Origin of the sequence: Rhodoferax ferrireducens T118 (assembly GCF_000013605.1) — a bacterium.
In the GTDB taxonomy this organism is placed as follows: domain Bacteria; phylum Pseudomonadota; class Gammaproteobacteria; order Burkholderiales; family Burkholderiaceae_C; genus Rhodoferax; species Rhodoferax ferrireducens.
This window is the reverse complement of record NC_007908.1, coordinates 3,997,153-4,019,830: the sequence shown is the minus strand read 5'-3', so window position 1 is coordinate 4,019,830 and position 22,678 is coordinate 3,997,153. Positions and strand designations below refer to the sequence as shown.

17 protein-coding genes and 4 tRNA genes are annotated in these 22,678 nt (G+C 58.1%); all 21 read left to right on the top strand.

Annotated elements, in window-relative coordinates; translation table 11 throughout:
• Window positions 1–4: 4 nt before the first annotated feature.
• Window positions 5–1,516, top strand: a complete 1,512-nt coding sequence (gene trpE, locus RFER_RS18290) for an anthranilate synthase component I (RefSeq protein WP_011465873.1) — start codon at window positions 5–7, stop codon at window positions 1,514–1,516.
• Window positions 1,513–3,786 carry a bifunctional diguanylate cyclase/phosphodiesterase gene (locus RFER_RS23115; protein WP_011465872.1) on the top strand — a complete coding sequence of 758 codons (2,274 nt, stop codon included), beginning with the start codon at window positions 1,513–1,515 and terminating at the stop codon, window positions 3,784–3,786. The genes trpE and RFER_RS23115 overlap by 4 nt, the downstream gene beginning before the upstream one ends.
• Before the next feature lie 25 nt (window positions 3,787–3,811).
• On the top strand, window positions 3,812–4,438 hold the full coding sequence (locus RFER_RS18280; protein ID WP_011465871.1) for an anthranilate synthase component II: 627 nt from the start codon (window positions 3,812–3,814) through the stop codon (window positions 4,436–4,438).
• 101 nt (window positions 4,439–4,539) lie between these two features.
• Complete coding sequence (gene ltaE / locus RFER_RS18275) at window positions 4,540–5,607, top strand: low-specificity L-threonine aldolase (RefSeq protein ID WP_011465870.1); 1,068 nt, start codon at window positions 4,540–4,542, stop codon at window positions 5,605–5,607.
• Window positions 5,604–5,870 (top strand): LysE family transporter, encoded by a 267-nt coding sequence (locus RFER_RS18270; protein WP_041790957.1) that lies wholly within the window; start codon window positions 5,604–5,606, stop codon window positions 5,868–5,870. The genes ltaE and RFER_RS18270 overlap by 4 nt, the downstream gene beginning before the upstream one ends.
• A gap of 36 nt (window positions 5,871–5,906) precedes the next feature.
• On the top strand, window positions 5,907–6,959 hold the full coding sequence (trpD, locus tag RFER_RS18265; RefSeq protein ID WP_011465869.1) for an anthranilate phosphoribosyltransferase: 1,053 nt from the start codon (window positions 5,907–5,909) through the stop codon (window positions 6,957–6,959).
• A complete protein-coding gene (trpC, locus tag RFER_RS18260) occupies window positions 6,956–7,750 on the top strand; it encodes an indole-3-glycerol phosphate synthase TrpC (RefSeq protein ID WP_011465868.1) in 795 nt (264 codons plus the stop codon). Before trpD ends, trpC begins: the two co-directional genes overlap by 4 nt.
• 1 nt (window position 7,751) lies before the next feature.
• Window positions 7,752–8,504, top strand: coding sequence for a uracil-DNA glycosylase (locus RFER_RS18255; RefSeq protein WP_011465867.1), 753 nt, complete (start codon window positions 7,752–7,754; stop codon window positions 8,502–8,504).
• A 66-nt stretch (window positions 8,505–8,570) separates the two neighbouring features.
• Window positions 8,571–8,656, top strand: a tRNA-Tyr gene (locus RFER_RS18250).
• Window positions 8,657–8,744: 88 nt separating this feature from the next.
• Window positions 8,745–8,818, top strand: a tRNA-Gly gene (locus RFER_RS18245).
• Window positions 8,819–8,879: 61 nt separating this feature from the next.
• Window positions 8,880–8,954, top strand: a tRNA-Thr gene (locus RFER_RS18240).
• A 42-nt stretch (window positions 8,955–8,996) separates the two neighbouring features.
• Window positions 8,997–10,187 (top strand): elongation factor Tu, encoded by a 1,191-nt coding sequence (tuf, locus tag RFER_RS18235; RefSeq protein WP_011465866.1) that lies wholly within the window; start codon window positions 8,997–8,999, stop codon window positions 10,185–10,187.
• Window positions 10,188–10,201: 14 nt separating this feature from the next.
• Window positions 10,202–10,277: transfer RNA gene (locus tag RFER_RS18230), tRNA-Trp, on the top strand.
• A gap of 111 nt (window positions 10,278–10,388) precedes the next feature.
• On the top strand, window positions 10,389–10,772 hold the full coding sequence (gene secE / locus RFER_RS18225) for a preprotein translocase subunit SecE (RefSeq protein WP_011465865.1): 384 nt from the start codon (window positions 10,389–10,391) through the stop codon (window positions 10,770–10,772).
• On the top strand, window positions 10,772–11,380 hold the full coding sequence (gene nusG / locus RFER_RS18220) for a transcription termination/antitermination protein NusG (protein ID WP_011465864.1): 609 nt from the start codon (window positions 10,772–10,774) through the stop codon (window positions 11,378–11,380). The genes secE and nusG overlap by 1 nt, the downstream gene beginning before the upstream one ends.
• Before the next feature lie 186 nt (window positions 11,381–11,566).
• Window positions 11,567–11,998, top strand: coding sequence for a 50S ribosomal protein L11 (gene rplK / locus RFER_RS18215; protein ID WP_011465863.1), 432 nt, complete (start codon window positions 11,567–11,569; stop codon window positions 11,996–11,998).
• Complete coding sequence (rplA, locus tag RFER_RS18210; protein WP_011465862.1) at window positions 11,999–12,694, top strand: 50S ribosomal protein L1; 696 nt, start codon at window positions 11,999–12,001, stop codon at window positions 12,692–12,694. It begins immediately after the preceding gene.
• A 268-nt stretch (window positions 12,695–12,962) separates the two neighbouring features.
• Window positions 12,963–13,499, top strand: coding sequence for a 50S ribosomal protein L10 (rplJ, locus tag RFER_RS18205; RefSeq protein WP_011465861.1), 537 nt, complete (start codon window positions 12,963–12,965; stop codon window positions 13,497–13,499).
• 42 nt (window positions 13,500–13,541) lie between these two features.
• Entirely contained in the window at window positions 13,542–13,913 is a 372-nt protein-coding gene (gene rplL, locus RFER_RS18200; protein ID WP_011465860.1) for a 50S ribosomal protein L7/L12, read from the top strand.
• 269 nt (window positions 13,914–14,182) lie between these two features.
• Entirely contained in the window at window positions 14,183–18,295 is a 4,113-nt protein-coding gene (gene rpoB / locus RFER_RS18195; protein WP_041790955.1) for a DNA-directed RNA polymerase subunit beta, read from the top strand.
• Between the two features lie 78 nt (window positions 18,296–18,373).
• Window positions 18,374–22,591: a DNA-directed RNA polymerase subunit beta' gene (gene rpoC, locus RFER_RS18190; RefSeq protein WP_011465858.1), complete on the top strand. Its 4,218-nt coding sequence runs from the start codon at window positions 18,374–18,376 to the stop codon at window positions 22,589–22,591.
• Window positions 22,592–22,678 lie beyond the last annotated feature (87 nt).

Sequence of the window (22,678 nt, the reverse complement as noted above, 5' to 3'; positions counted from 1 at the left end):
GTCCATGATCTCTGAACTCGAATTCAAAAGCCTGAGCGCCCAAGGCTACAACCGCATTCCCCTGATGGCAGAAGCCTTTGCCGATCTGGAAACCCCCTTGTCGCTGTACCTGAAGCTGGCGTATTCCAAAGACAGCGGCAAATACAGCTTTCTGCTGGAGTCCGTCGTCGGCGGCGAGCGCTTCGGCCGCTACAGCTTCATTGGCCTGCCGGCCCGCACGCTCTTACGCTCCATGGGTTTTGGCCCGGAGGTGTGTACCGAAGTGGTGACCGACGGTGTCGTGGTGGAAACCTCGCGCGCCAACCCGCTGGATTTCATCTCGGACTACCAGAAGCGCTTCAAAGTCGCGCTGCGCCCCGGTCTGCCGCGTTTTTGCGGTGGCCTGGCCGGCTACTTTGGCTACGACGCCGTGCGCTACATCGAGAAAAAGCTCGAAAAATCGTGCCCGCCCGACACCCTTGGCTGCCCCGACATCCTGCTGTTGCAGTGCGAAGAGCTGGCGGTGATCGACAACCTGTCGGGCAAGCTGTACCTGATTGTCTATGCCGACCCGGCCCGCCCCGAGGCTTATGCCAACGCCAAGAAGCGCCTGCGCGAGTTGAAGGAGCAGCTGAAATACTCGGTCAGCGCGCCGGTGGTCAAGCCGACGCAAAGCCACAGCGCCGAGCGCGACTTTGCCAAGGCCGACTACCTTGCCGCCGTGGAGCGCGCCAAGGAGTTGATTGCCGGCGGCGACTTCATGCAGGTGCAGGTGGGCCAGCGCATCAAGAAGCGCTACACCGAGTCGCCGCTGAGCTTGTACCGGGCCTTGCGCGCGCTTAATCCCAGCCCGTACATGTATTACTACCATTTCGGCGACTTCCATGTGGTGGGCGCCTCACCCGAGATTCTGGTGCGCCAGGAGCAGGTGACTGTTGACGGCAAGACCGAGCAGAAGGTCACCATCCGGCCACTGGCCGGCACGCGCCCGCGTGGCGCCAGCCTGGAGCTGGACAAGGCGGCCGAGGTGGAGCTGATCAACGACCCGAAAGAGCGCGCCGAGCATGTGATGCTGATCGACCTGGCGCGCAACGACATCGGCCGCATCGCCAAAATCGGCAGCGTGAAAGTGACCGAAGCCTTCAGCGTCGAGCGCTACAGCCATGTGATGCACATCGTCAGCAATGTCGAAGGCACCCTGAACGATGGCATGACCAGCATGGACGTGCTCAAAGCCACCTTTCCGGCCGGCACCCTGACCGGTGCGCCCAAGGTGCATGCCATGGAGCTGATCGACCAGTTGGAGCCGACCAAGCGCGGGGTTTATGGCGGCGCCTGCGGTTACCTGAGTTACGCCGGCGACATGGACGTGGCGATTGCGATTCGCACCGGCATCATCAAGGACCAGACACTCTATGTTCAGGCGGCGGCCGGCATCGTGGCCGATTCGGTGCCGGAGCTGGAATGGAAGGAGACCGAGGCCAAAGCGCGGGCATTGCTGCGGGCGGCAGAGCTGGTGGAGGAAGGGCTGGAGTGAAACGTTTTCTGCGTCATGCGCGACATTGGCTGCTGCTGGTTGTCTGCCTGGGCGCTCTGGGCGCGTACCTCGCCTACAACCTTCATGGTGAGCATGAGCGCGTTGAGGCGACGGAACGCGAGCGCCTGGCGACACAGTCGAAGGTGATTGAAGACAACCTCTCGCGTCAGCTGGTCGCCATCAACCTCGCGCTCGAATCGATCATGGTCGAATTGCCCGATTGGGCGGGCCGGCCCGATGGCCGGGAACTTGTCAGCCGTCGCCTCAAGAGCATGGAAGTATCAATGCCTTCGGTACGCACCTTCGCTGTGCTGGATGAGAAAGGAACGGTCACGGCGTCGAACCGTGAAGAACTGCTGGGGCGCAATTTTCACGACCGGGACTATTTTCAGACAGCGCTGCGGGCGCCGAGTACCAAGACCCTCTACGTCAGTGCGCCGTTCAAAACGGTACTGGACACATTTGTCATCAGTGTTGCTCGCGTCATTACCGGGCCGCAAGGGCAGTTTGCTGGTCTGGTGTCGGCGTCAGTGGACCCGGTTGACATGCAGATATTGCTGAATTCGGTGCGCTATGCCGATGACATGCGGTCGATGCTGGTGCACGGTGACGGAACGATATTTGTCAGCCAGCCCGCGTTGGTCGATGTAGTCGGCAAAAATTTGTCTGTTGCGGGCTCCTTTTTCAGACAGCATCTGGAGAGCAAACGCCCGGTCAGCTATTTCGAGGGCAAGGCCATCACCACGGGAGACAAGCGACTGCCTGTGCTGCGAACCATCCAGCCGGCCGACCTGACCATGGATAAACCGCTGGTCGTGTCGGTCAGCCGGGGCTGGGATGCCATGTTTGCCCCTTGGCAGCGCGATGTCAGGAGCCAGCTTCTGGTGTACGCACTCTTCGGGTTGCTGTGCATGGCGGGCCTCATCATTTATCAGCGGCAACGGGTACAGCAGCGCATGATCAATCAGCGGCTCAAGCTGGCAACGGAGGCCACCGGTGTCGGCATTTGGGAGTTCGATCTGAAAACACGGCGCTACCACTGGGACCTGGCGATGTTTGGTTTGTTTGGCTTGAACCCCCAGACGGTCAATGCACTCAATAACGACTGGCAGCAGCTCCTCTTGCCAGGGGAACTGCTGCGCATGAAGGACGCAACCCGTGTCACGATCAAACAAGGCCAGGCGTTTGACTTGACATTCCAGATTCGGCGCCAGGATGGGCAGGTGCGCTTTATGCGCAATCGGGCGGTGCTCTATAACGACGGCTCTCACGCGGCCAGTCGCCTGATCGGAACGACTGAGGATGTCACCGAACGCAAGCTGCGGGAAGCCGATCTGCGCGTTGCCGCCACCGCCTTTGAATGCCAGGAATCCATCATGGTCACCGATGCGAACCAGCTGATTCTGCGCGTCAACCGCGCATTTACCGAGCTGTTTGGCTACACGGCGCAAGACGTTCTTGGCGCGACACCGCGGGTTTTGCAATCAGGCCGGCATGACCCGGCGTTTTACGCCGCCATGTGGGATGGCATCACACGCGGCGGTGCCTGGCAAGGTGAAATCTGGGACCGGCGCAAAAACGGGGAGTGCTTCCCGGTTTGGCTCAGCATCACGGTGGTCTGTGGCGACGACGGTGGCGTTAGTCATTACGTGGCCACCCACACCGACATCACGCTGCGCAAGGCGGCTGAAGACGATATCAGGCAACTGGCCTTTTACGACCCGCTGACCGGCCTGCCGAATCGGCGCTTGCTGCAAGACCGGCTGCATCAGGCGATGAGCCAGGCCAGACGCGAGCGCGGCCGCCTGGCGCTGCTGTTCCTTGATCTGGACAAGTTCAAGCCCGTCAACGATGATTTTGGCCACCAGGCGGGTGACGAATTGTTGCAGGCCGTGGCGCAGCGGCTGCAGGCCTGCGTGCGCGAGTCAGACACCGTGGCACGCCTGGGCGGCGATGAATTTGTGCTGCTGCTGCCCAGCATCGAGGCCGCGCAGGATGCCATGGCGGTCGCCGAGAAAATTCATCAGGCGTTCGGCAGGCCGTTCACCCTGTCAGCAGGGCGCAACGCCACCATGTCGTTCAGCACCGGCATTGCCGTCTACCCGGAGCACGCCAGCGATGAGAAGGCGCTGATGCGCCATGCCGATGAGGCCATGTACCAGGCCAAGGCGGCCGGGCGCGACCGGTTCGTCCTGTTTGCGCCGGCCTCTGAACCGGCAACTTTGCTGACCCCCGCCGACAGTGGCGGTACGGCCCCTACCATTGGATAACCCTAACCATTCGCCGGAGCGACACATGAAACTCTTGATGATCGATAACTACGACAGCTTCACCTACAACATCGTGCAGTACCTGGGCGAGCTGGGTGCGGATGTGACGGTGGCGCGCAATGATGAAATCACACTCGAAGAGATCGAGGCACGCTTGAGCGCTGGCGCGCTGGACCGGCTGGTGATCTCGCCCGGCCCCTGTTCACCGACGGAGGCCGGTATTTCGGTGGCGGCCATCCAGCACTTTGCGGGTCGGCTGCCGATTTTGGGCGTCTGCCTGGGCCATCAAGCGATTGGCGCGGCCTTTGGCGGCAAGATTATTCGAGCCCAGCAGCTCATGCACGGCAAGACCAGCTTGATCACCACCACCCAAGAGGGCGTGTTTGCCGGGCTGCCGGCGCAGTTCACCGTCAACCGCTACCACTCACTCTCCATTGAGCGCGCCACTTGCCCGCCTTGCCTGAAAATCACCGCCTGGACCGATGACGGCGAGATCATGGGCATCAAACACACCAGCCTGGACATTGAAGGTGTGCAGTTTCACCCCGAGAGCATCCTGACCGAGCACGGGCATGCCATGCTGAAGAACTTCCTGAAACCTCGCGGGACAGACCGCAGTGACGCGAAGCGCACAAGCTCTGTCCCCAACTGATTGGGAAGCTTTGCCATCGACTGATCAGGAATTGGGCATCACTTTATTTGCTATTGATAATGTAGCTTTATACGTAATATTGACAGAGGCTAGAGACCAAAATGACTCATAAAACACAAACTATCAAAGTTGACCTGCGCAGCGACACCGTGACGCAGCCGACCCCTGCCATGCGCGCGGCCATGCTGGCGGCCCCGCTGGGCGACGACGTGTTTGGCGACGACCCCAGCGTCAACGCCTTGCAGGACAAACTGGCGGCGCTGCTGGGTTTTGAGGCGGCGCTGTTTGTGCCCACCGGCACGCAGAGCAATTTGTGCGCCATCCTGGCCCATTGCCAGCGCGGCGACGAATACATCGTGGGCCAATACGCGCATTGCTATCGCTGGGAAGGCGGCGGCGCGGCGGTGTTTGGCAGCGTGCAGCCGCAGCCTTTGAACCACCAGCCTGATGGCACTTTGCTGCTGGCGGATATTGAAGCGGCCATCAAACCCGATGACGAGCACTTCGCCCGCACCCGGCTGCTGGCGCTGGAAAACACGTGGGGCGGCAAGCTGTTGCCGTTTGATTACGTGCAGCAGGCCACTGAGCTGGCCAGGTCCAGAGGCCTGAGCCGTCATCTGGACGGCGCCCGCTTGTTCAACGCGGCGGTTGCGCAGGCGGCCGCCCACGGCACTGACGCGCTGCTTGAGGCGCGTCGCATCGCCCAGTGTTTTGACAGCGTTTCGGTCTGCCTGAGCAAGGGCCTGGGCGCGCCGGTCGGTTCGGTCTTGTGCGGCCGCCAGGACTTCATCGCCCGCGCACACCGCATCCGCAAAATGGCGGGCGGCGGCATGCGCCAGTCAGGTCTGCTGGCAGCGGCGGGCACGTACGCGCTGGACCATCACGTTGCCAGGCTTGCCGACGACCACGCGCTCATCAGGCGGCTGGCTGAGGGCCTGAGCAAGCTGGCAGGCCTGGTGGTGGAGCCGGCGCAGACCAATATCTTGTTTGTCGATCTGGTGGGTGAGGCCAAAGCGCGCGCAGCGGAGTTGATCCCCTACCTGGCGGCGCGTGGCATTCTGATCACCGGCTTGTACCGCCTGCGTTTTGTGGCGCATCTGGATGTCGATGCGGCGGGTATTGACCACACCGTGGCGGCGATGCGCGATTTTTTAATGGGCAGGCCGTGAGCCGCTGGCTTGGCCGACCCAACTTTGTGGGGGCGGCCTATCTGGTCTACGTGGGCTGGACCATGCTGATCTCGGGAGGCAGGAAAAATACTCCTGATTCAATAGCATTTGACCCAGTATCCACGGTGGCTACAGGCCAAAATGATTTGAACAATGTGTTTGTCAAAGGATTCTGGACCAATGCCTTGAACCCCAAGGTGGCCTTGTTTTTAACTGGCCTTGACGGACAATCCACCTTCCTGAAACCCAGCGCGACAAACTGAAGCCACGTGAGCCAACGCTTTCCTCAACTTAAGACCATGCCGAACACCCACAAAATCACCCCGCAAGAAGCGCTCTTGCGCACCATTGAGCACCGCGAGATTTTTCACGACGAGATGCTGCACATCATGCGCGGCATCATGACGGGCGAGTGGTCGCCGGTCATGATGGCGGCCCTGATCACCGGCCTGCGCGTCAAAAAGGAAACCATCGGCGAAATCACGGCCGCCGCGCAGGTGATGCGCGAGTTCTCCACCAAGGTCAACGTCGCCGACACAAGCCATCTGGTGGACATTGTGGGCACCGGCGGTGACGGCTCGCACACTTTCAACATTTCAACTTGCGCCATGTTTGTGGCCGCCGCTGCCGGCGCCCGGGTCAGCAAGCACGGTGGCCGCAGCGTCAGCAGCAAGAGCGGCAGCGCCGACGTGATGGAGTCGCTGGGCGTCAACATCAACCTGTCGCCCGAGGCCATTGCCCAGTGTATTGAACAGGTGGGGGTCGGCTTTATGTTTGCGCCCAATCACCACCCGGCCATGAAGAACGTGGCGCCGGTGCGCAAGGAGCTGGGCATCAAGACCATCTTCAATCTGCTCGGGCCGCTGACCAACCCGGCGGGAGCCCCCAATATCCTGATGGGTGTGTTTCACCCGGACCTGGTGGGTATTCAGGTGCGCGCGCTGCAGCGGCTGGGCGCCGAGCACGCGGTCGTGGTGTATGGCAAAGACGGTATGGATGAGGTGTCACTGGGCGCGACCACGTTGGTCGGAGAGCTCAAACACGGTGAAATCACCGAGTATGAGATTCACCCGGAAGACTTCGGCATGGTCATGGCCAGCAACCGCGCGCTCAAGGTGGAAACGCCGGAGCAGTCCAAAACCATGCTGCAGGGGGTGCTGGACAACGCGGCGGGGGCGCCCAAAGACATCGTGATTCTCAATGCCGGTGTGGCGCTGTACGCTGCCAACGTCGTGCCGACGATGAGCGCTGGCATTGACAAAGCACGAGTGGCCATTGAATCAGGCGCGGCCAGAGCCAAGCTGGCGCAACTGGTTTCCATGTCCCAACAACTGAAAGGCGCAGCGAAGTGACCGACATTCTGGAAAAAATTGTGGCCGTCAAACGCCAGGAAATCGCAGCTGCGATTGCCCGCAAACCCTTGACCGCGATGCGTGCCGATGCCGAGTCGCGTGTGTTGACACGGGATTTTGTCGCCGCCCTGCGCGGCAAGATCGCCGCCGGGCAGCCCGCCGTGATTGCCGAGATCAAAAAATCCAGCCCATCCAAGGGTGTGCTGCGCGAGGATTTCATTCCCGCCGATATAGCGCAAAGCTATGCGGAGCATGGGGCCGCCTGTTTGTCGGTACTCACCGACCTGCAGTTTTTCCGGGGTTGTATTGATTACCTCAAGCAGGCCCGCGCCTCCTGCCCGTTGCCGGTGCTGCGCAAGGACTTCATGCTGGACGCCTATCAAATTTATGAATCGCGCGCTTGCGGGGCCGATGCCGTATTGCTGATTGCGGCCATTCTGGATGATGCGCAAATGAAAGACCTTGAAGCGATTGCGCGCAGCCTGGACATGGCGGTGCTGGTGGAGGTGCACGATGCGCCCGAGCTGGCGCGTGCGTTGCAGCTCAAAACGCCGCTGATCGGCATCAACAACCGCAATCTCAAAACTTTTGAGGTCTCGCTGGACACCACCTTGACGCTCATGCGCGAATTGCCTGCCGACCGTTTGCTGGTGTGTGAGAGTGGCATCCACACCCGCGACGACGTGCTGCGCATGGGGGCGGCCGGTGTCAACGCGTTCCTGGTGGGTGAGGCTTTCATGCGCGCTCCCGACCCGGGTCTGGCTTTGGCGGAGCTGTTTGCCACGGCCTGACATGTTCGCCAGTGACGTGCCCCGTTTGACCGGGTGGGCGCCTGAGCGCTGGCCGGTGGCGGCCGACTGGCGGCCTGTGGTGGACCGGTTTTTGACCAGTGAGACGGGTCGGGCCTTGGAGCGCTTCGTGCGAGCGCGGCTGGCCGGTGGCGCCGTCATCTACCCGCAGCAGCCCTTGCGCGCGCTGGCGCTGACGCCGCTGGCACAGGTCAAAGTTGTTATTTTGGGCCAGGACCCCTATCACGGGCCCGGTCAGGCCGAGGGTCTGGCGTTTTCGGTGGCGCCTGGTGTCAGACCGCCGCCTTCACTGTGCAATATATTCAGGGAAATTGCCCGGGACCCCTTGCTGAGCCCAGGCAACTTGATCCCACACGGCGACGGCTCACTGGTCGCCTGGGCGCGCCAGGGTGTCTTGCTGCTCAACAGCTGCCTCACCGTCGAGGAGGGCCAGCCCGCCAGCCATGCCGGGCGGGGCTGGGAGGCGTTGACCGATGAGGTGGTCAAGGCGGTTGCATCAATCGATAATCCGGTGGTGTTCCTGTTGTGGGGTGCCCACGCGCAGGCTAAACAGCGTCTGATCGCGGCGACTGCCAGGCAGGGCGGTCGTGCCGCGGCCGACCATCTGGTGCTCACGGCCAACCACCCATCGCCCCTGTCCGCCCGCCGCCCGCCCTTGCCATTTCTGGGTTGCGGGCATTTTGGTCTGGCAAACGCTTATCTGCTGCAGCATGGCTGCGCGCCGATTGCCTGGTAAGCGAAAGTTCTTCATTTGAGCTCGTGTCCATGCCGTTTTTTCGTGGCATAATCCACGGTTCACCAAGGAGAGGTGGCCGAGTGGTTAATGGCAGCAGACTGTAAATCTGCCCTCTTACGAGTACGATGGTTCGAATCCATCCCTCTCCACCAGTGATGAATTGAATGTTGGTTCGCCGTCGGAGCGCGTGTTCATGTGTATGCGGGGACGCCGCAGCGGCTGCTTGTTTTGCAAGCTTGTGCGGGGTTCGTATAGTGGTAATACCTTAGCCTTCCAAGCTAAAGCGAGGAGTTCGATTCTCCTACCCCGCTCCATATTTGATGTGCTGGGATGGTTATGTAGTTTTTGGTGACCTGTATTTGACGGGTCGCACAGGCCCATTTGGCTCAGTGGCAGAGCACTCCCTTGGTAAGGGAGAGGTCCCGGGTCCGATTCCCGGAATGGGCACCATGATTTTTGATTTGACAGTCCTTCACTTTTCGGAGTCTGAAAATGGGAAAAGAAAAATTTTCGCGTAGCAAGCCGCACGTCAACGTCGGCACCATTGGCCACGTCGATCACGGCAAGACCACCCTGACAGCGGCTATCACCAGCGTGCTGGCGGCCAAATTTGGCGGCACCGCCAAGGCCTACGACCAGATCGATGCAGCGCCCGAAGAAAAAGCGCGCGGCATCACCATCAACACGGCCCACGTCGAGTACGAGACCGCCAATCGCCATTACGCCCACGTCGATTGCCCCGGCCACGCTGACTATGTGAAGAACATGATCACCGGCGCGGCGCAAATGGACGGCGCCATTCTGGTCGTGTCCGCCGCTGACGGCCCCATGCCGCAAACCCGCGAACACATCCTGCTGGCGCGCCAGGTCGGCGTGCCTTACATCATCGTGTTCCTGAACAAATGCGACATGGTCGACGACGCCGAACTGCTCGAACTCGTTGAAATGGAAGTGCGTGAACTGCTCGACAAGTACGAGTTCCCGGGCGACACCACCCCCATCATCCATGGCTCGGCCAAACTCGCCATGGAAGGCGACAAAGGCCCCATGGGCGAACAAGCCATCATGAAACTCGCTGATGCGCTGGACAGCTACATTCCCCTGCCGGAACGTGCCATTGATGGCGCCTTCCTGATGCCCGTCGAAGACGTGTTCTCGATCTCCGGTCGTGGCACCGTGGTGACCGGCCGCGTTGAACGCGGCATCATCAAAGTCGGCGAAGAAATCGAAATCGTCGGCATCCACGACACCCAAAAGACCACCTGCACGGGCGTCGAAATGTTCCGCAAACTGCTCGACCAAGGTCAAGCGGGTGACAACGTCGGCATCTTGCTGCGCGGCACCAAGCGTGAAGACGTGCAGCGCGGCCAAGTGCTGTGCAAGCCCGGTTCGATCAAACCGCACACCCACTTCACGGGCGAGATCTATGTCTTGTCCAAAGACGAAGGTGGCCGGCACACCCCGTTCTTCAACAACTACCGTCCCCAGTTCTACTTCCGTACCACGGACGTGACCGGTGCGATCGAGTTGCCGGAAGGCAAAGAAATGGTGATGCCGGGCGACAACGTGTCGATCATCGTCAAGCTGATCAACCCGATCGCCATGGAAGAAGGCCTGCGTTTCGCCATCCGCGAAGGTGGCAAGACGGTCGGTGCCGGTGTGGTTGCGAAGATCATCGCATAGAAGATTTTATTTGTAGGGGCGTAGCTCAATTGGCAGAGCGTCGGTCTCCAAAACCGAAGGTTGATGGTTCGATTCCTTCCGCCCCTGCCACCAGATTCGCACGATGAGGTGGATTCCCGGCCCGCTATGCGAATAGCGGGCTTCAGCGTCTCAAGACGGCTGAATTTGATTTGATGCAGCAAAAGTACGAGATTGAGAAAAATGGCCACCACACAAGTTGAAACTGTCAGTACCGGCGCCGATAAGGCCAAACTTGCGACAGCCGCCGTGTTGGTTGTGGCCGCGCTTGCAGCCTTTTATTTGTTCGGCAAGCAAGGGCAACTGGTTCAATGGGGTGCTTTGCTGCTGGGTTTGGCGGCCGCCGTGGTTGTTTTTTTTACATCCGAGCCGGGCAAAGCCCTGTACGCCTTCGGTCAAGACGCCTGGCGAGAGGTTAAAAAAGTCGTTTGGCCCGCGCGCAAAGAAGCCATTCAAATGACAGCTTATGTGTTTGGCTTTGTGCTGCTGATGGCTTTATTTCTCTGGCTGACGGACAAGACGCTTGAGTGGCTGTTTTATGACTTGATTCTGGGGTGGAAAAAATAATGAATGACGCTGTAGAAACCCCGGCAACTGAAACGCCTGCGGCAGCGCAGGTTCTGGCAACGGCGCCGACCAATCCCGATTTGCGTTGGTACGTTGTTCATGCTTATTCAGGCATGGAAAAAGCGGTTGAGCGCAACATCACGGAGCGCATCAATCGCTCTGGTATGCAGCATAAATTTGGCCGCATTCTGGTTCCCATGGAGGAAGTGGTCGAGATCAAGAATGGTCAGAAAAAAACGACTGAACGCAAGTTTTTCCCAGGCTATGTGCTGGTTGAAATGGTGATGGACGACGATACCTGGCACCTGGTCAAGCACACCAACAAGGTCACTGGTTTTGTCGGCGGTCTGAAGACCCGCCCGGCGCCGATCTCGGAGGCGGAAGTCTTGAAGATCGTCAACCAGATGCAGGAAGGCACCGAGAAGCCGCGTCACAAAGTTGAATTTGAGGTGGGTGAGTTTGTGCGCGTCAAGGATGGACCTTTTACCGATTTCAATGGCTCGGTGGAAGACGTCAACTACGAAAAGAGCAAAGTTCGCGTCGCGGTTACAATCTTTGGCCGCGCCACGCCAGTGGAACTTGATTTTTCTCAGATTGAGAAAACATAAGCTGAGACCTCGTGGGACAGGCTGTAGCTACGCATGGCGAGCCAGCTCTGTCCTCAACTGATCGTTTGCTTGGCGCTTCCCGACTCGGTGCCAGGTATTGAAATGTAGAGAGTCGTTAACCCCGGGGAGCCAGGGCCCGCAAATCTAAAGCAGGGGCCGGGCGTCATTACCCGCAAGGAGAAAAGCATGGCGAAAAAAATCGTCGGTTTTGTCAAACTGCAAGTACCAGCAGGCAAAGCCAATCCGTCACCACCCATTGGCCCAGCTTTGGGTCAGCGTGGCTTGAATATTATGGAATTCTGCAAGGCGTTCAACGCGCAGACCCAGGGCATTGAGCCCGGTCTGCCGCTGCCGGTGGTTATCACCGCTTTTGCAGACAAAAGCTTTACTTTTGTCATCAAGTCGCCGCCGTCGTCGATCCTGATCAAAAAGGCAGTCGGAGTGACCAAAGGCTCGGCCACGCCACAGTCTGTCAAGGTTGGCAAGATCACACGCGCCCAGCTTGAAGAGATCGCCAAAACAAAGATGAAAGATTTGACTGCTGCCGATATGGATGCCGCAGTTCGTACCATTGCCGGTTCTGCCCGTTCGATGGGCGTGAATGTGGAGGGTGTTTAAATGACCCAGCTCACCAAAAAACAAAAATCCTTCCAGGGAAAAGTTGACAGCAACAAGCTGTATCCCCTGGCAGACGCATTGGGTCTCGTGAAAGAGTGTGCAACAGCCAAGTTCGATGAATCTATCGACGTGGCGGTTCAGCTCGGCATTGATGCCAAAAAGTCGGACCAAGTGGTGCGCGGCGCTGTCGTGCTGCCCAATGGCACTGGCAAGACCAAGCGCGTTGCGGTGTTTGCTCAGGGTGCCAAGGCTGAAGAAGCCAAGGCGGCGGGCGCTGACATCGTGGGTATGGACGATTTGGCCGCCATGATCAAAGCCGGCGATATGCCGTTTGATATTGTGATTGCAGCGCCTGATGCGATGCGCGTTGTGGGCACCTTGGGTCAGATTCTCGGTCCACGCGGATTGATGCCTAACCCCAAGGTGGGTACCGTGACGCCGGACGTGGCAACGGCTGTCAAGAACGCCAAGGCCGGTCAAGTGCAGTTCCGCGTCGACAAAGCCGGTATCGTGCACTCCACGATTGGCCGTCGCTCGTTCGACACAGACAAGCTGCAGGGCAATCTGGCCGCGCTGGTAGACGCTTTGACCAAGGCCAAGCCAGCTACGAGCAAGGGTGTTTATCTGAAAAAAGTGGCGGTTTCAAGCACGATGGGTGTGGGTATCCGTGTGGACCTGCAAAGCATCGCCGCGTAGTTAAGAGATTCCGGCCACTTTAAAAGGTGGCCTGATGTGGTGGGCTGTTCATGCTGATTGGTATGAGCAGGTCATCCGAGACCGTTGGTGTGCAGGCCGTGCCGGTACGGACAAGCACTTAATCAATGGGCCCTGGGTTAGCCAGGGCTTGAGCCAACGCAGATGGCGATCCCGCTGCAGATGGAACATGTTTCCGAAACAGTTGGTCGCTGCAATGTGGCGTGTTTGAAGGCAATTTGCCGACAAGCACATTTTGAAGGAGTTGATCTTGAGTCTTAATCGCAGTGAGAAAGAAGCGGTCATCAGTGATGTGACTGGCCTCGCCGCAAAAGCTCAAACGCTCGTGATGGCGGAATACCGTGGCATCACGGTCGCTGACATGACCAAATTGCGCTCCACCGCGCGCAGCAATGGCGTGAGTCTGAGTGTGTTGAAGAACACCTTGGCTCGCCGTGCTGTCACGGGTAGCGGATTTGAAATTGTGTCCGACCTGATGACCGGTCCGCTGATCTATGGCTTCTCTGAAGATGCAGTGGCTGCCGCGCGAGTGGTGGCTGACTTCGCGAAGACCAACGTCAAGTTGGTGATTCGTGGGGGCGCATACGGCGGAAAAGCACTGGACGTGAACGGCGTAAAGCAACTGGCAAGCATTCCCTCCAAGGAAGTGTTGTTGGCACAGTTGCTGGGCTTGATGCAGTCTCCAATTTCGCGTACAGCACGTGTGCTGGCAGCGATCGCGGAGAAAAAAGGCGCTGGTGTGGCAGACGCACCGGTAGAAGCCGCCGCAGAGGCAGTTGCAGCTTGATTGCGGGCAACGCGTAGTAACCAATATTGTTAGGAAATAAAAATGGCATTCGATAAAGACGCATTTTTGACCGCGCTGGACAGCATGACGGTCATGGAACTCAACGACCTGGTGAAAGCCATCGAAGAGAAATTTGGCGTGAGCGCCGCAGCTATGTCGGCACCCGCTGCCGGTGGCGCTGTTGCCGCTGTGGCTGAAGAGAAGACCGAATTCAACGTCGTGTTGCTGGAAGCTGGTGCCGCCAAGGTGTCAGTCATCAAGGCTGTGCGCGAAATTACGGGCCTGGGCCTGAAGGAAGCCAAAGACATGGTGGATGGTGCTCCGAAGAACGTCAAGGAAGGCGTTTCCAAGGTTGATGCTGAAGCCGCCTTGAAGAAGTTGCTGGACGCTGGCGCCAAGGCCGAACTCAAGTAATTGAGCTCTCAAGAGAGGCTGGGTGCTCCAAAAGGGCCCCAGCCTTTGCTGCTTATGAGAGAGCACTGAAAAACAGACTCAAGGTCTGTTTTTCAGTGTCTTCTGATCCCGACTGCAGAAGATGCCTTGGTTCGGGTCATGCGCAATGCATGACCGTCCGCCAATGATTGGTAGTGGCCAATCACCAAGAAAAATATTGAGACATTGGGGACTCAATTTAACAGTCGCCTAGGACCCCCAGGATTCCTTAGTCTTTGCCCGGAGATCTCATGGCTTACTCATACACCGAACGCAAGCGTATTCGCAAAAATTTTGGCAGTCGCGACAGCGTGCTGGAAATTCCTTACCTGTTGCAAATGCAAAAGGATGCCTACACCGCGTTCCTGCAGGCTGATGTTCACCCCAAAAAGCGAACAGCAGAAGGGCTTCAAGCCGCTTTTGAAGCGGCTTTCCCGATCATTTCACACAATGGCTTTGTCGAGATGAAATATCTCGAGTACAACCTGGCCAAGCCCGCTTTCGACGTGCGTGAGTGCCAGACCCGTGGTCTGACTTTCGCCTCGGCAGTGCGCGCCAAGGTTCAGCTGTTCATTTATGACCGTGAATCGTCGACCTCGCAAAATAAAGTGATCAAAGAGGTCAAAGAGCAAGAGGTCTACATGGGCGAAGTGCCCCTGATGACCACCAAGGGCTCATTTATTATCAACGGCACGGAGCGCGTGATCGTCTCCCAGTTGCACCGTTCCCCCGGTGTGTTCTTTGAACACGACAAGGGCAAAACTCACAGTTCGGGCAAGTTGCTGTTCTCGGCCCGAATCATTCCATATCGCGGTTCCTGGCTCGATTTTGAATTCGACCCCAAGGACTTTCTGTACTTCCGTGTGGATCGTCGGCGCAAAATGCCGGTCACGATTCTGCTCAAGGCCATTGGTTTGAACCATGAGTCCATCCTGGCGAACTTCTTCGTCAATGACAATTTCCGTCTGATGGACAGTGGTGCCCAAATGGAGTTTGTGGCAGAGCGCCTGCGCGGTGAAGTGGCCCGTTTCGATATCACCGACAAGAGTGGCAAAGTGATTGTTGCCAAAGAGAAGCGAGTGACGGCCCGCCACACCCGCGAACTGGAACAGTCTGGCACCACGCACATCAGCGTGCCCGAGGATTTCTTGCTGGGTCGTGTGGTGGCGCGCAATATCGTTGACACCGATACGGGTGAAATTCTGGCCAAGGCCAATGAGGAACTCACGGAAGCACTGATCAAGAAGCTACGTTTGGCTGGCGTGCAGGATCTGCCGTGTATTTACACCAATGAACTCGATCAGGGTGCGTACATTTCGCAAACCTTGCGCAGTGACGAAACGGTGGACGAATTTGCAGCCCGTGTGGCCATCTACCGCATGATGCGCCCGGGTGAGCCGCCGACCGAGGACGCGGTGCAGGCGCTGTTCCAGCGCTTGTTCTACAACCCTGACACCTACGATCTGTCGCGTGTCGGCCGGATGAAGTTCAACGCCAAGATGGGCCGACCGGAATCGACTGGCCCCATGGTTCTGACCAACGAGGATATCCTGGCAGTCGTCAAGATTCTGGTGGACTTGCGCAATGGTCGCGGCGACGTGGACGACATTGACCACCTTGGCAACCGGCGTGTGCGTTGCGTGGGTGAGCTGGCCGAAAACCAGTACCGGACCGGTCTGGCGCGGATTGAAAAAGCGGTCAAGGAGCGTCTGGGTCAGGCCGAGCAGGAGCCACTCATGCCGCATGACCTGATCAACAGCAAGCCCATTTCGGCGGCACTGAAAGAGTTCTTCGGCGCTTCGCAGTTGTCCCAGTTCATGGATCAGACCAACCCGTTGTCGGAGATCACCCACAAGCGCCGCGTATCGGCCCTTGGCCCAGGTGGTTTGACGCGCGAGCGCGCCGGCTTTGAAGTGCGTGACGTGCACGTGACCCATTACGGTCGCGTGTGCCCGATTGAAACGCCAGAAGGTCCGAACATCGGCCTGATCAATTCGCTGGCGCTGTATGCCCGCCTCAACGATTACGGTTTCATTGAAACGCCCTATCGTCGCGTGGTTGATGGCAAGGTCACGATGGAGATTGACTATTTGTCGGCGATTGAAGAAGGTAAATTCGTCATCGCGCAGGCCAATGCGGTACTGGATAAGGACGGCAAGCTCACGGGCGAGATGATCTCTGCGCGTGAAGCAGGTGAAACGATTTTTGCCGGGCCCGAGCGTGTGCAATACATGGACGTGTCGCCAGCACAGATCGTGTCAGTGGCTGCCTCCTTGGTGCCGTTTCTGGAGCACGATGATGCGAACCGCGCCTTGATGGGTGCAAATATGTCGCGTCAGGCCGTGCCGATTCTGCGCCCGGAAAAGCCAATGGTTGGCACAGGCATTGAGCGCGTTGCGGCGATTGACTCCGGCACTGTCGTGACTGCAACGCGGGGCGGCATGGTGGATTACGTGGATGCAACCCGGGTTGTGATTCGCGTCAATGACGACGAGGCACAAGCCGGTGAAGTGGGTGTTGATATTTACAACCTCATCAAATACCAGCGCTCCAATCAAAATACCAATATCCATCAGCGGCCCATTGTCAAAAAGGGCGACATGCTGGCCAAGGGAGACGTCATTGCTGACGGTGCTTCCACCGATCTGGGTGAACTGGCTTTGGGCCAGAACATGCTCATTGGCTTCATGACCTGGAACGGCTACAACTTCGAAGATTCAATTTTGATCAGCGAACGCGTGGTGGCAGACGATCGCTATACCTCGATTCATATTGAGGAGTTGGTCGTGATGGCGCGTGATACCAAACTTGGTTGTGAAGAAATCACCCGTGACATTCCGAACTTGAGCGAACAACAGCTTAATCGTCTGGATGAGTCCGGCATCATTTACGTTGGCGCCGAAGTTCAGCCGGGTGACACGCTGGTGGGCAAAGTTACCCCCAAGGGCGAGACCACACTGACACCGGAAGAGAAGCTGCTGCGTGCCATCTTCGGTGAAAAAGCCAGTGACGTGAAAGACACGTCATTGCGTGTGGACCAGGGCTCCCAGGGGACCGTGATCGACGTGCAGGTCTTTACCCGCGAAGGCATCGTGCGCGACCGCCGGGCACAACAAATCATTGATGACGAACTCAAGCGTTTCCGGCTTGACTTGAATGACCAACTGCGTCTCGTGGAAGCCGATTCATTTGACCGGATCGAGAAGTTACTGGTTGGCAAAGTGGCCAATGGGGGTCCGCAAAAACTTGCCAAAGGCACGACCATTGACAAGGCGTATTTGACTTCGGTTGAAAAACACCACTGGTTTGATATTCGTCCGGCTGAAGACGATGTCGCAGCTCAATTGGAGAGCATCAAGAACTCGATGGAGCAGACCCGGCACAGCTTCGATCTCGCCTTTGAAGAAAAACGCAAGAAGTTGACCCAAGGCGACGAGTTGCCTGCTGGTGTCTTGAAGATGGTCAAGGTTTATCTGGCTGTCAAACGCCATCTGCAACCGGGCGACAAAATGGCCGGCCGCCACGGCAACAAGGGCGTGGTGTCCAAGATCGTCCCGGTTGAAGACATGCCGTTCATGGCGGATGGCACGCCTTGCGATATTGTGCTCAATCCCCTGGGTGTGCCGTCACGGATGAATATCGGCCAGGTGCTCGAAGTCCATCTGGGATGGGCTGCAAAAGGTATTGGACAGCGCATTGGTGACATGTTGCAGGCTGAAGCCAAGGTGGCCGAATTGCGCAAGTTCCTGGACGAGCTCTACAACGGTACCGGTCGCAAGGAAGACCTGGCTCAACTGAGTGACGACGAAGTGCTGGAAATGGCTGGTAATCTGACGTCGGGTGTGCCGTTCGCCACGCCCGTGTTTGACGGCGCATCGGAGGCTGACATCGGGGCCATGCTCAAGCTCGCTTACCCTGAGGATGCGATCAGGCAAAAGGGGCTCACCCCGGCGCGCACCCAAGCTTACCTGTACGACGGCCGCACCGGCGACCCGTTTGAGCGGCCCACGACGATTGGTTACATGCACTATTTGAAGCTGCACCATTTGGTGGACGACAAAATGCATGCCCGTTCCACTGGCCCGTACAGTCTCGTCACGCAGCAACCGTTGGGGGGCAAGGCTCAGTTTGGTGGTCAGCGCTTCGGTGAGATGGAGGTCTGGGCGCTCGAAGCGTACGGGGCTGCCTACACGTTGCAGGAAATGCTCACAGTCAAATCAGATGACGTGCAGGGCCGTACCAAGGTGTACGAGAGCATTGTCAAGGGTGAGCATTCGATCGAAGCCGGCATGCCGGAGTCGTTCAATGTGCTGGTCAAGGAAATTCGCTCACTCGGTATTGATATCGAGCTGGAACGCGGCTAGGCCTGATGTTTTGCGGGACAGACCAGGATTGCGCAGCAGTCTGCTCTGTCCTCAACCGATTAAAAAGGAATTAGCGTCATGAAATCATTACTCGACCTGTTCAAGCAGTTCACGCCGGATGAGCATTTCAATGCCATCAAGATTGGCATGGCTTCTCCCGAGAAGATCCGTTCGTGGTCGTTCGGCGAAGTCAAAAAGCCGGAAACCATCAACTACCGCACCTTCAAGCCCGAGCGGGATGGTCTGTTTTGCGCCAAGATTTTCGGACCCATCAAGGACTACGAATGCTTGTGCGGCAAGTACAAGCGCCTCAAGCACCGTGGCGTGATCTGTGAAAAGTGCGGCGTTGAAGTGACCCAGACCAAAGTGCGTCGCGAGCGCATGGGCCACATCGACCTGGCGGCACCTTGTGCCCATATCTGGTTCCTGAAATCGCTGCCGTCGCGTCTGGGCCTGGTGCTCGACATGACCTTGCGTGACATCGAACGCGTGCTGTATTTTGAAGCCTATGTTGTGACCGATCCGGGCATGACGCCGCTGAAAAAATTCAGCATCATGTCCGAAGATGACTTTGACGCCAAATTCAAGGAATATGGCGACGAGTTTCAGGCCAAGATGGGCGCTGAGGGCATTAAAGATTTGCTTCAGAGCCTTGATATTGATGGTTCGATCGAGCGGCTGCGTAACGACCCCACGGGCTCCGAGCTGAAGATCAAGAAGAACACCAAGCGACTCAAATTGCTTGAAGCGTTCAAAAAATCCGGCATCAAGCCGGAGTGGATGGTGCTCGAAGTGTTGCCCGTGTTGCCACCGGACTTGCGTCCCCTGGTGCCGCTGGACGGTGGCCGTTTCGCCACCTCCGATCTGAACGACTTGTATCGTCGCGTGATCAACCGCAACAGCCGTCTGCGTCGTTTGCTTGAATTGAAGGCGCCCGAGATCATTGCCCGCAATGAAAAGCGCATGCTGCAAGAAGCCGTGGATTCGCTGCTCGACAACGGCCGTCGCGGCAAAGCCATGACCGGCGCCAACAAGCGTGCCCTCAAGTCGCTGGCCGACATGATCAAAGGCAAATCGGGACGTTTCCGTCAGAATTTGCTCGGTAAACGGGTCGATTACTCGGGTCGTTCCGTGATTGTGGTGGGCCCCACGCTCAAACTCCATCAGTGCGGCTTGCCCAAGCTGATGGCGCTTGAATTGTTCAAGCCTTTCATCTTCGCGCGCCTGGAAGCCATGGGCATTGCGACCACCATCAAGGCGGCCAAGAAGGAAGTTGAATCCGGCACCCCGGTGGTGTGGGACATCCTGGAAGAGGTGATCAAAGAGCACCCTGTGATGCTGAACCGTGCGCCAACCCTGCACCGTTTGGGCATTCAGGCGTTTGAGCCCATCTTGATTGAAGGCAAGGCGATTCAACTGCACCCGCTGGTTTGCGCTGCATTCAATGCCGACTTTGACGGTGACCAGATGGCGGTTCACGTGCCGTTGTCGGTGGAAGCGCAAGTGGAATGCCGCACGTTGATGCTTGCGTCCAACAATGTGCTGTTCCCGTCCAACGGCGAGCCGTCGATTGTGCCCTCGCAAGACGTGGTGCTGGGCTTGTATTACACAACCCGGGAGCGTATCAATGGCAAGGGTGAGGGCCTGATTTTCGCCGACGTCGGTGAAGTGCAGCGCGCGTTCGATGGCGGTGCGGTGGAACTGAACTCCCGTATCAATGTGCGGCTGACCGAGTACATCAAGGACAAGCAGACCGGCGAATTGGTGCCTTCGACCAAGCTGTGGGAAACCACCGCAGGACGCGCCTTGTTGTCGGAAATTTTGCCCAAGGGCCTGCCTTTTGAAAACGTGAACAAGGCGCTGAAGAAGAAAGAAATTTCCAAGCTGATCAATGTGTCGTTCCGCAAATGCGGTCTCAAAGAGACCGTGGTGTTTGCCGACAAGTTGCTGCAATATGGTTTCCGGCTGGCCACCAAGGCCGGTATCTCGATCTGTCTTGATGATATGTTGGTGCCGACCGAAAAGCCGGGCATCATTGAGCAAGCCGAGCAAGAGGTCAAGGAAATTGCGCAGCAGTACACCTCGGGTCTGGTGACTTCAGGCGAGCGCTATAACAAGGTGGTGGACATCTGGGGCAAGGCCGGCGACGAGGTGTCCAAGGTCATGATGGCTCAGTTGTCCAAGGAAATTGTCACGGATCGTCATGGCCAGCAGGTACAGCAGGAGTCCTTTAACTCCATCTACATGATGGCGGATTCCGGTGCGCGCGGTTCGCCAGCGCAGATTCGTCAGGTGGCCGGCATGCGGGGCCTGATGGCCAAGCCCGACGGCTCCATCATTGAGACGCCGATCACCGCGAACTTCCGCGAGGGCCTGAACGTGCTGGAATACTTTATTTCCACCCACGGCGCACGAAAAGGTCTTGCCGACACGGCCTTGAAGACAGCCAACTCGGGTTACCTGACGCGTCGTCTGGTCGATGTGACGCAGGATCTGGTCGTGACCGAACAGGACTGTGGCACGCACAGCGGTTACCTGATGCGCGCCATCGTCGAAGGCGGTGAAGTCATAGAGTCGTTGCGTGATCGTATTCTGGGTCGTACGGCGGCCGATGATGTGTTGCATCCGGAGAATCGTTCCGTGCTGGCTCCGGCCGGCACGATGCTCGACGAAGACCAGATCGATGAGCTTGAGGTGGCGGGCGTCGATGAAGTCAAAGTGCGCACGGCGCTGACTTGCGAGACTCGTTTTGGTATTTGCGCCAAATGCTACGGCCGCGATCTGGGTCGGGGCGGCTTGGTCAACGGGGGCGAAGCGGTGGGTGTGATTGCCGCGCAATCCATCGGTGAGCCCGGTACGCAGTTGACCATGCGTACCTTCCACATTGGCGGGGCCGCCTCGCGTGCGGCCATCGCGTCCAGCGTGGAAGCCAAGTCCAACGGCAACATCGGCTTCAACGCCACGATGCGTTATGTGACGAATGGCAAAAAGGAATTGGTGGTGATTTCCCGTTCCGGCGAGATCGTCATCCATGACGAGCATGGCCGTGAGCGTGAACGTCACAAGGTGCCGTATGGCGCCGTGTTGGCCGTGAAAGCGGATCAGACCATCAAGTCGGGCGCGATCCTGGCCAATTGGGATCCTTTGACGCGACCGATCATTACCGAGTTTGCGGGTAAGGCCCATTTCGAAAATGTCGAAGAAGGCCTGACGGTGGCCAAACAGGTGGACGAGGTGACCGGTTTGTCCACCATGGTGGTGATCGATCCGAAACACCGCGGTTCGGCCAAGGTCATCCGTCCGATCGTCAAGTTGATTGATGCGAGCGGCAACGAGGTCAAGATTCCCGGCACCGACCATTCCGTGACCATCGGCTTCCCGATTGGTGCGCTGGTTCAGGTGCGCGACGGTCAGGATGTGAGCCCAGGCGAAGTGCTGGCACGGATTCCTATCGAGGGCCAAAAAACCCGCGATATTACCGGCGGCTTGCCGCGGGTTGCCGAGCTGTTTGAAGCCCGGTCGCCCAAAGACAAGGGCGTTTTGGCTGAAATGACGGGAACCGTGTCTTTTGGCAAGGAAACCAAAGGCAAGATTCGCCTGCAGATCACCGATCCGGATGGCGCTGTCTGGGAAGACTTGGTGCCCAAGGAGAAAAACATCATCGTGCACGAAGGCCAGGTCGTCAACAAGGGCGAAAGCGTGGTCGATGGTCCGGCTGATCCGCAGGACATCTTGCGATTGCTCGGCTCCGAGGAACTGGCACGCTACATTGTTGACGAGGTGCAGGACGTGTACCGTTTGCAGGGTGTGAAGATCAATGACAAGCACATCGAAGTGATTGTTCGCCAGATGTTGCGCCGGGTCGTGGTCGAGAATGCTGGTGACTCCACCTATATCAACGGAGAGCAAGTGGAGCGCTCGGAAATTCTCAATACCAATGACGCCTTGCGCGCCGACGGCAAGATTCCAGCGCGCTTTACCAATCTGCTGCTGGGTATTACCAAGGCATCCTTGTCGACCGACAGTTTCATCAGTGCGGCATCCTTCCAGGAAACCACGCGGGTGCTGACTGAAGCGGCCATCATGGGTAAGCGCGACGAATTGCGCGGCTTGAAAGAAAACGTCATTGTGGGTCGACTGATTCCTGCCGGTACCGGCATGGCTTATCACGAAGCCCGCAAGGTTCGCGAGAACATGGACGACACTGAGCGCCGGGCCATTGCCGAGGCAGAAGCCGCCGAACTGGCGGGTCAGGCAGAGGCAACGGAAGCCAATGAAGGAGCAGCAGCCGAGTAAGATCGGATTGCTATGTTAAACATAGCGCCTCAAGCCCGTTTGGTGCGGGCTTGAGGCGTTTTTTTTGCAAATCTTGACGGTGCCCAC

What these genes read in the sequence shown, in the direction of transcription:
- trpE (WP_011465873.1), top strand. Translation starts at nt 5, where the DNA reads ATGATCTCTGAACTCGAATTCAAAAGCCTGAGCGCCCAAGGCTACAAC.
- RFER_RS18280 (WP_011465871.1), top strand. Translation starts at nt 3,812, where the DNA reads ATGAAACTCTTGATGATCGATAACTACGACAGCTTCACCTACAACATC.
- ltaE (WP_011465870.1), top strand. Translation starts at nt 4,540, where the DNA reads ATGACTCATAAAACACAAACTATCAAAGTTGACCTGCGCAGCGACACC.
- trpD (WP_011465869.1), top strand. Translation starts at nt 5,907, where the DNA reads ATGCCGAACACCCACAAAATCACCCCGCAAGAAGCGCTCTTGCGCACC.
- RFER_RS18255 (WP_011465867.1), top strand. Translation starts at nt 7,752, where the DNA reads ATGTTCGCCAGTGACGTGCCCCGTTTGACCGGGTGGGCGCCTGAGCGC.
- tuf (WP_011465866.1), top strand. Translation starts at nt 8,997, where the DNA reads ATGGGAAAAGAAAAATTTTCGCGTAGCAAGCCGCACGTCAACGTCGGC.
- secE (WP_011465865.1), top strand. Translation starts at nt 10,389, where the DNA reads ATGGCCACCACACAAGTTGAAACTGTCAGTACCGGCGCCGATAAGGCC.
- nusG (WP_011465864.1), top strand. Translation starts at nt 10,772, where the DNA reads ATGAATGACGCTGTAGAAACCCCGGCAACTGAAACGCCTGCGGCAGCG.
- rplK (WP_011465863.1), top strand. Translation starts at nt 11,567, where the DNA reads ATGGCGAAAAAAATCGTCGGTTTTGTCAAACTGCAAGTACCAGCAGGC.
- rplA (WP_011465862.1), top strand. Translation starts at nt 11,999, where the DNA reads ATGACCCAGCTCACCAAAAAACAAAAATCCTTCCAGGGAAAAGTTGAC.
- rplL (WP_011465860.1), top strand. Translation starts at nt 13,542, where the DNA reads ATGGCATTCGATAAAGACGCATTTTTGACCGCGCTGGACAGCATGACG.
- rpoB (WP_041790955.1), top strand. Translation starts at nt 14,183, where the DNA reads ATGGCTTACTCATACACCGAACGCAAGCGTATTCGCAAAAATTTTGGC.
- rpoC (WP_011465858.1), top strand. Translation starts at nt 18,374, where the DNA reads ATGAAATCATTACTCGACCTGTTCAAGCAGTTCACGCCGGATGAGCAT.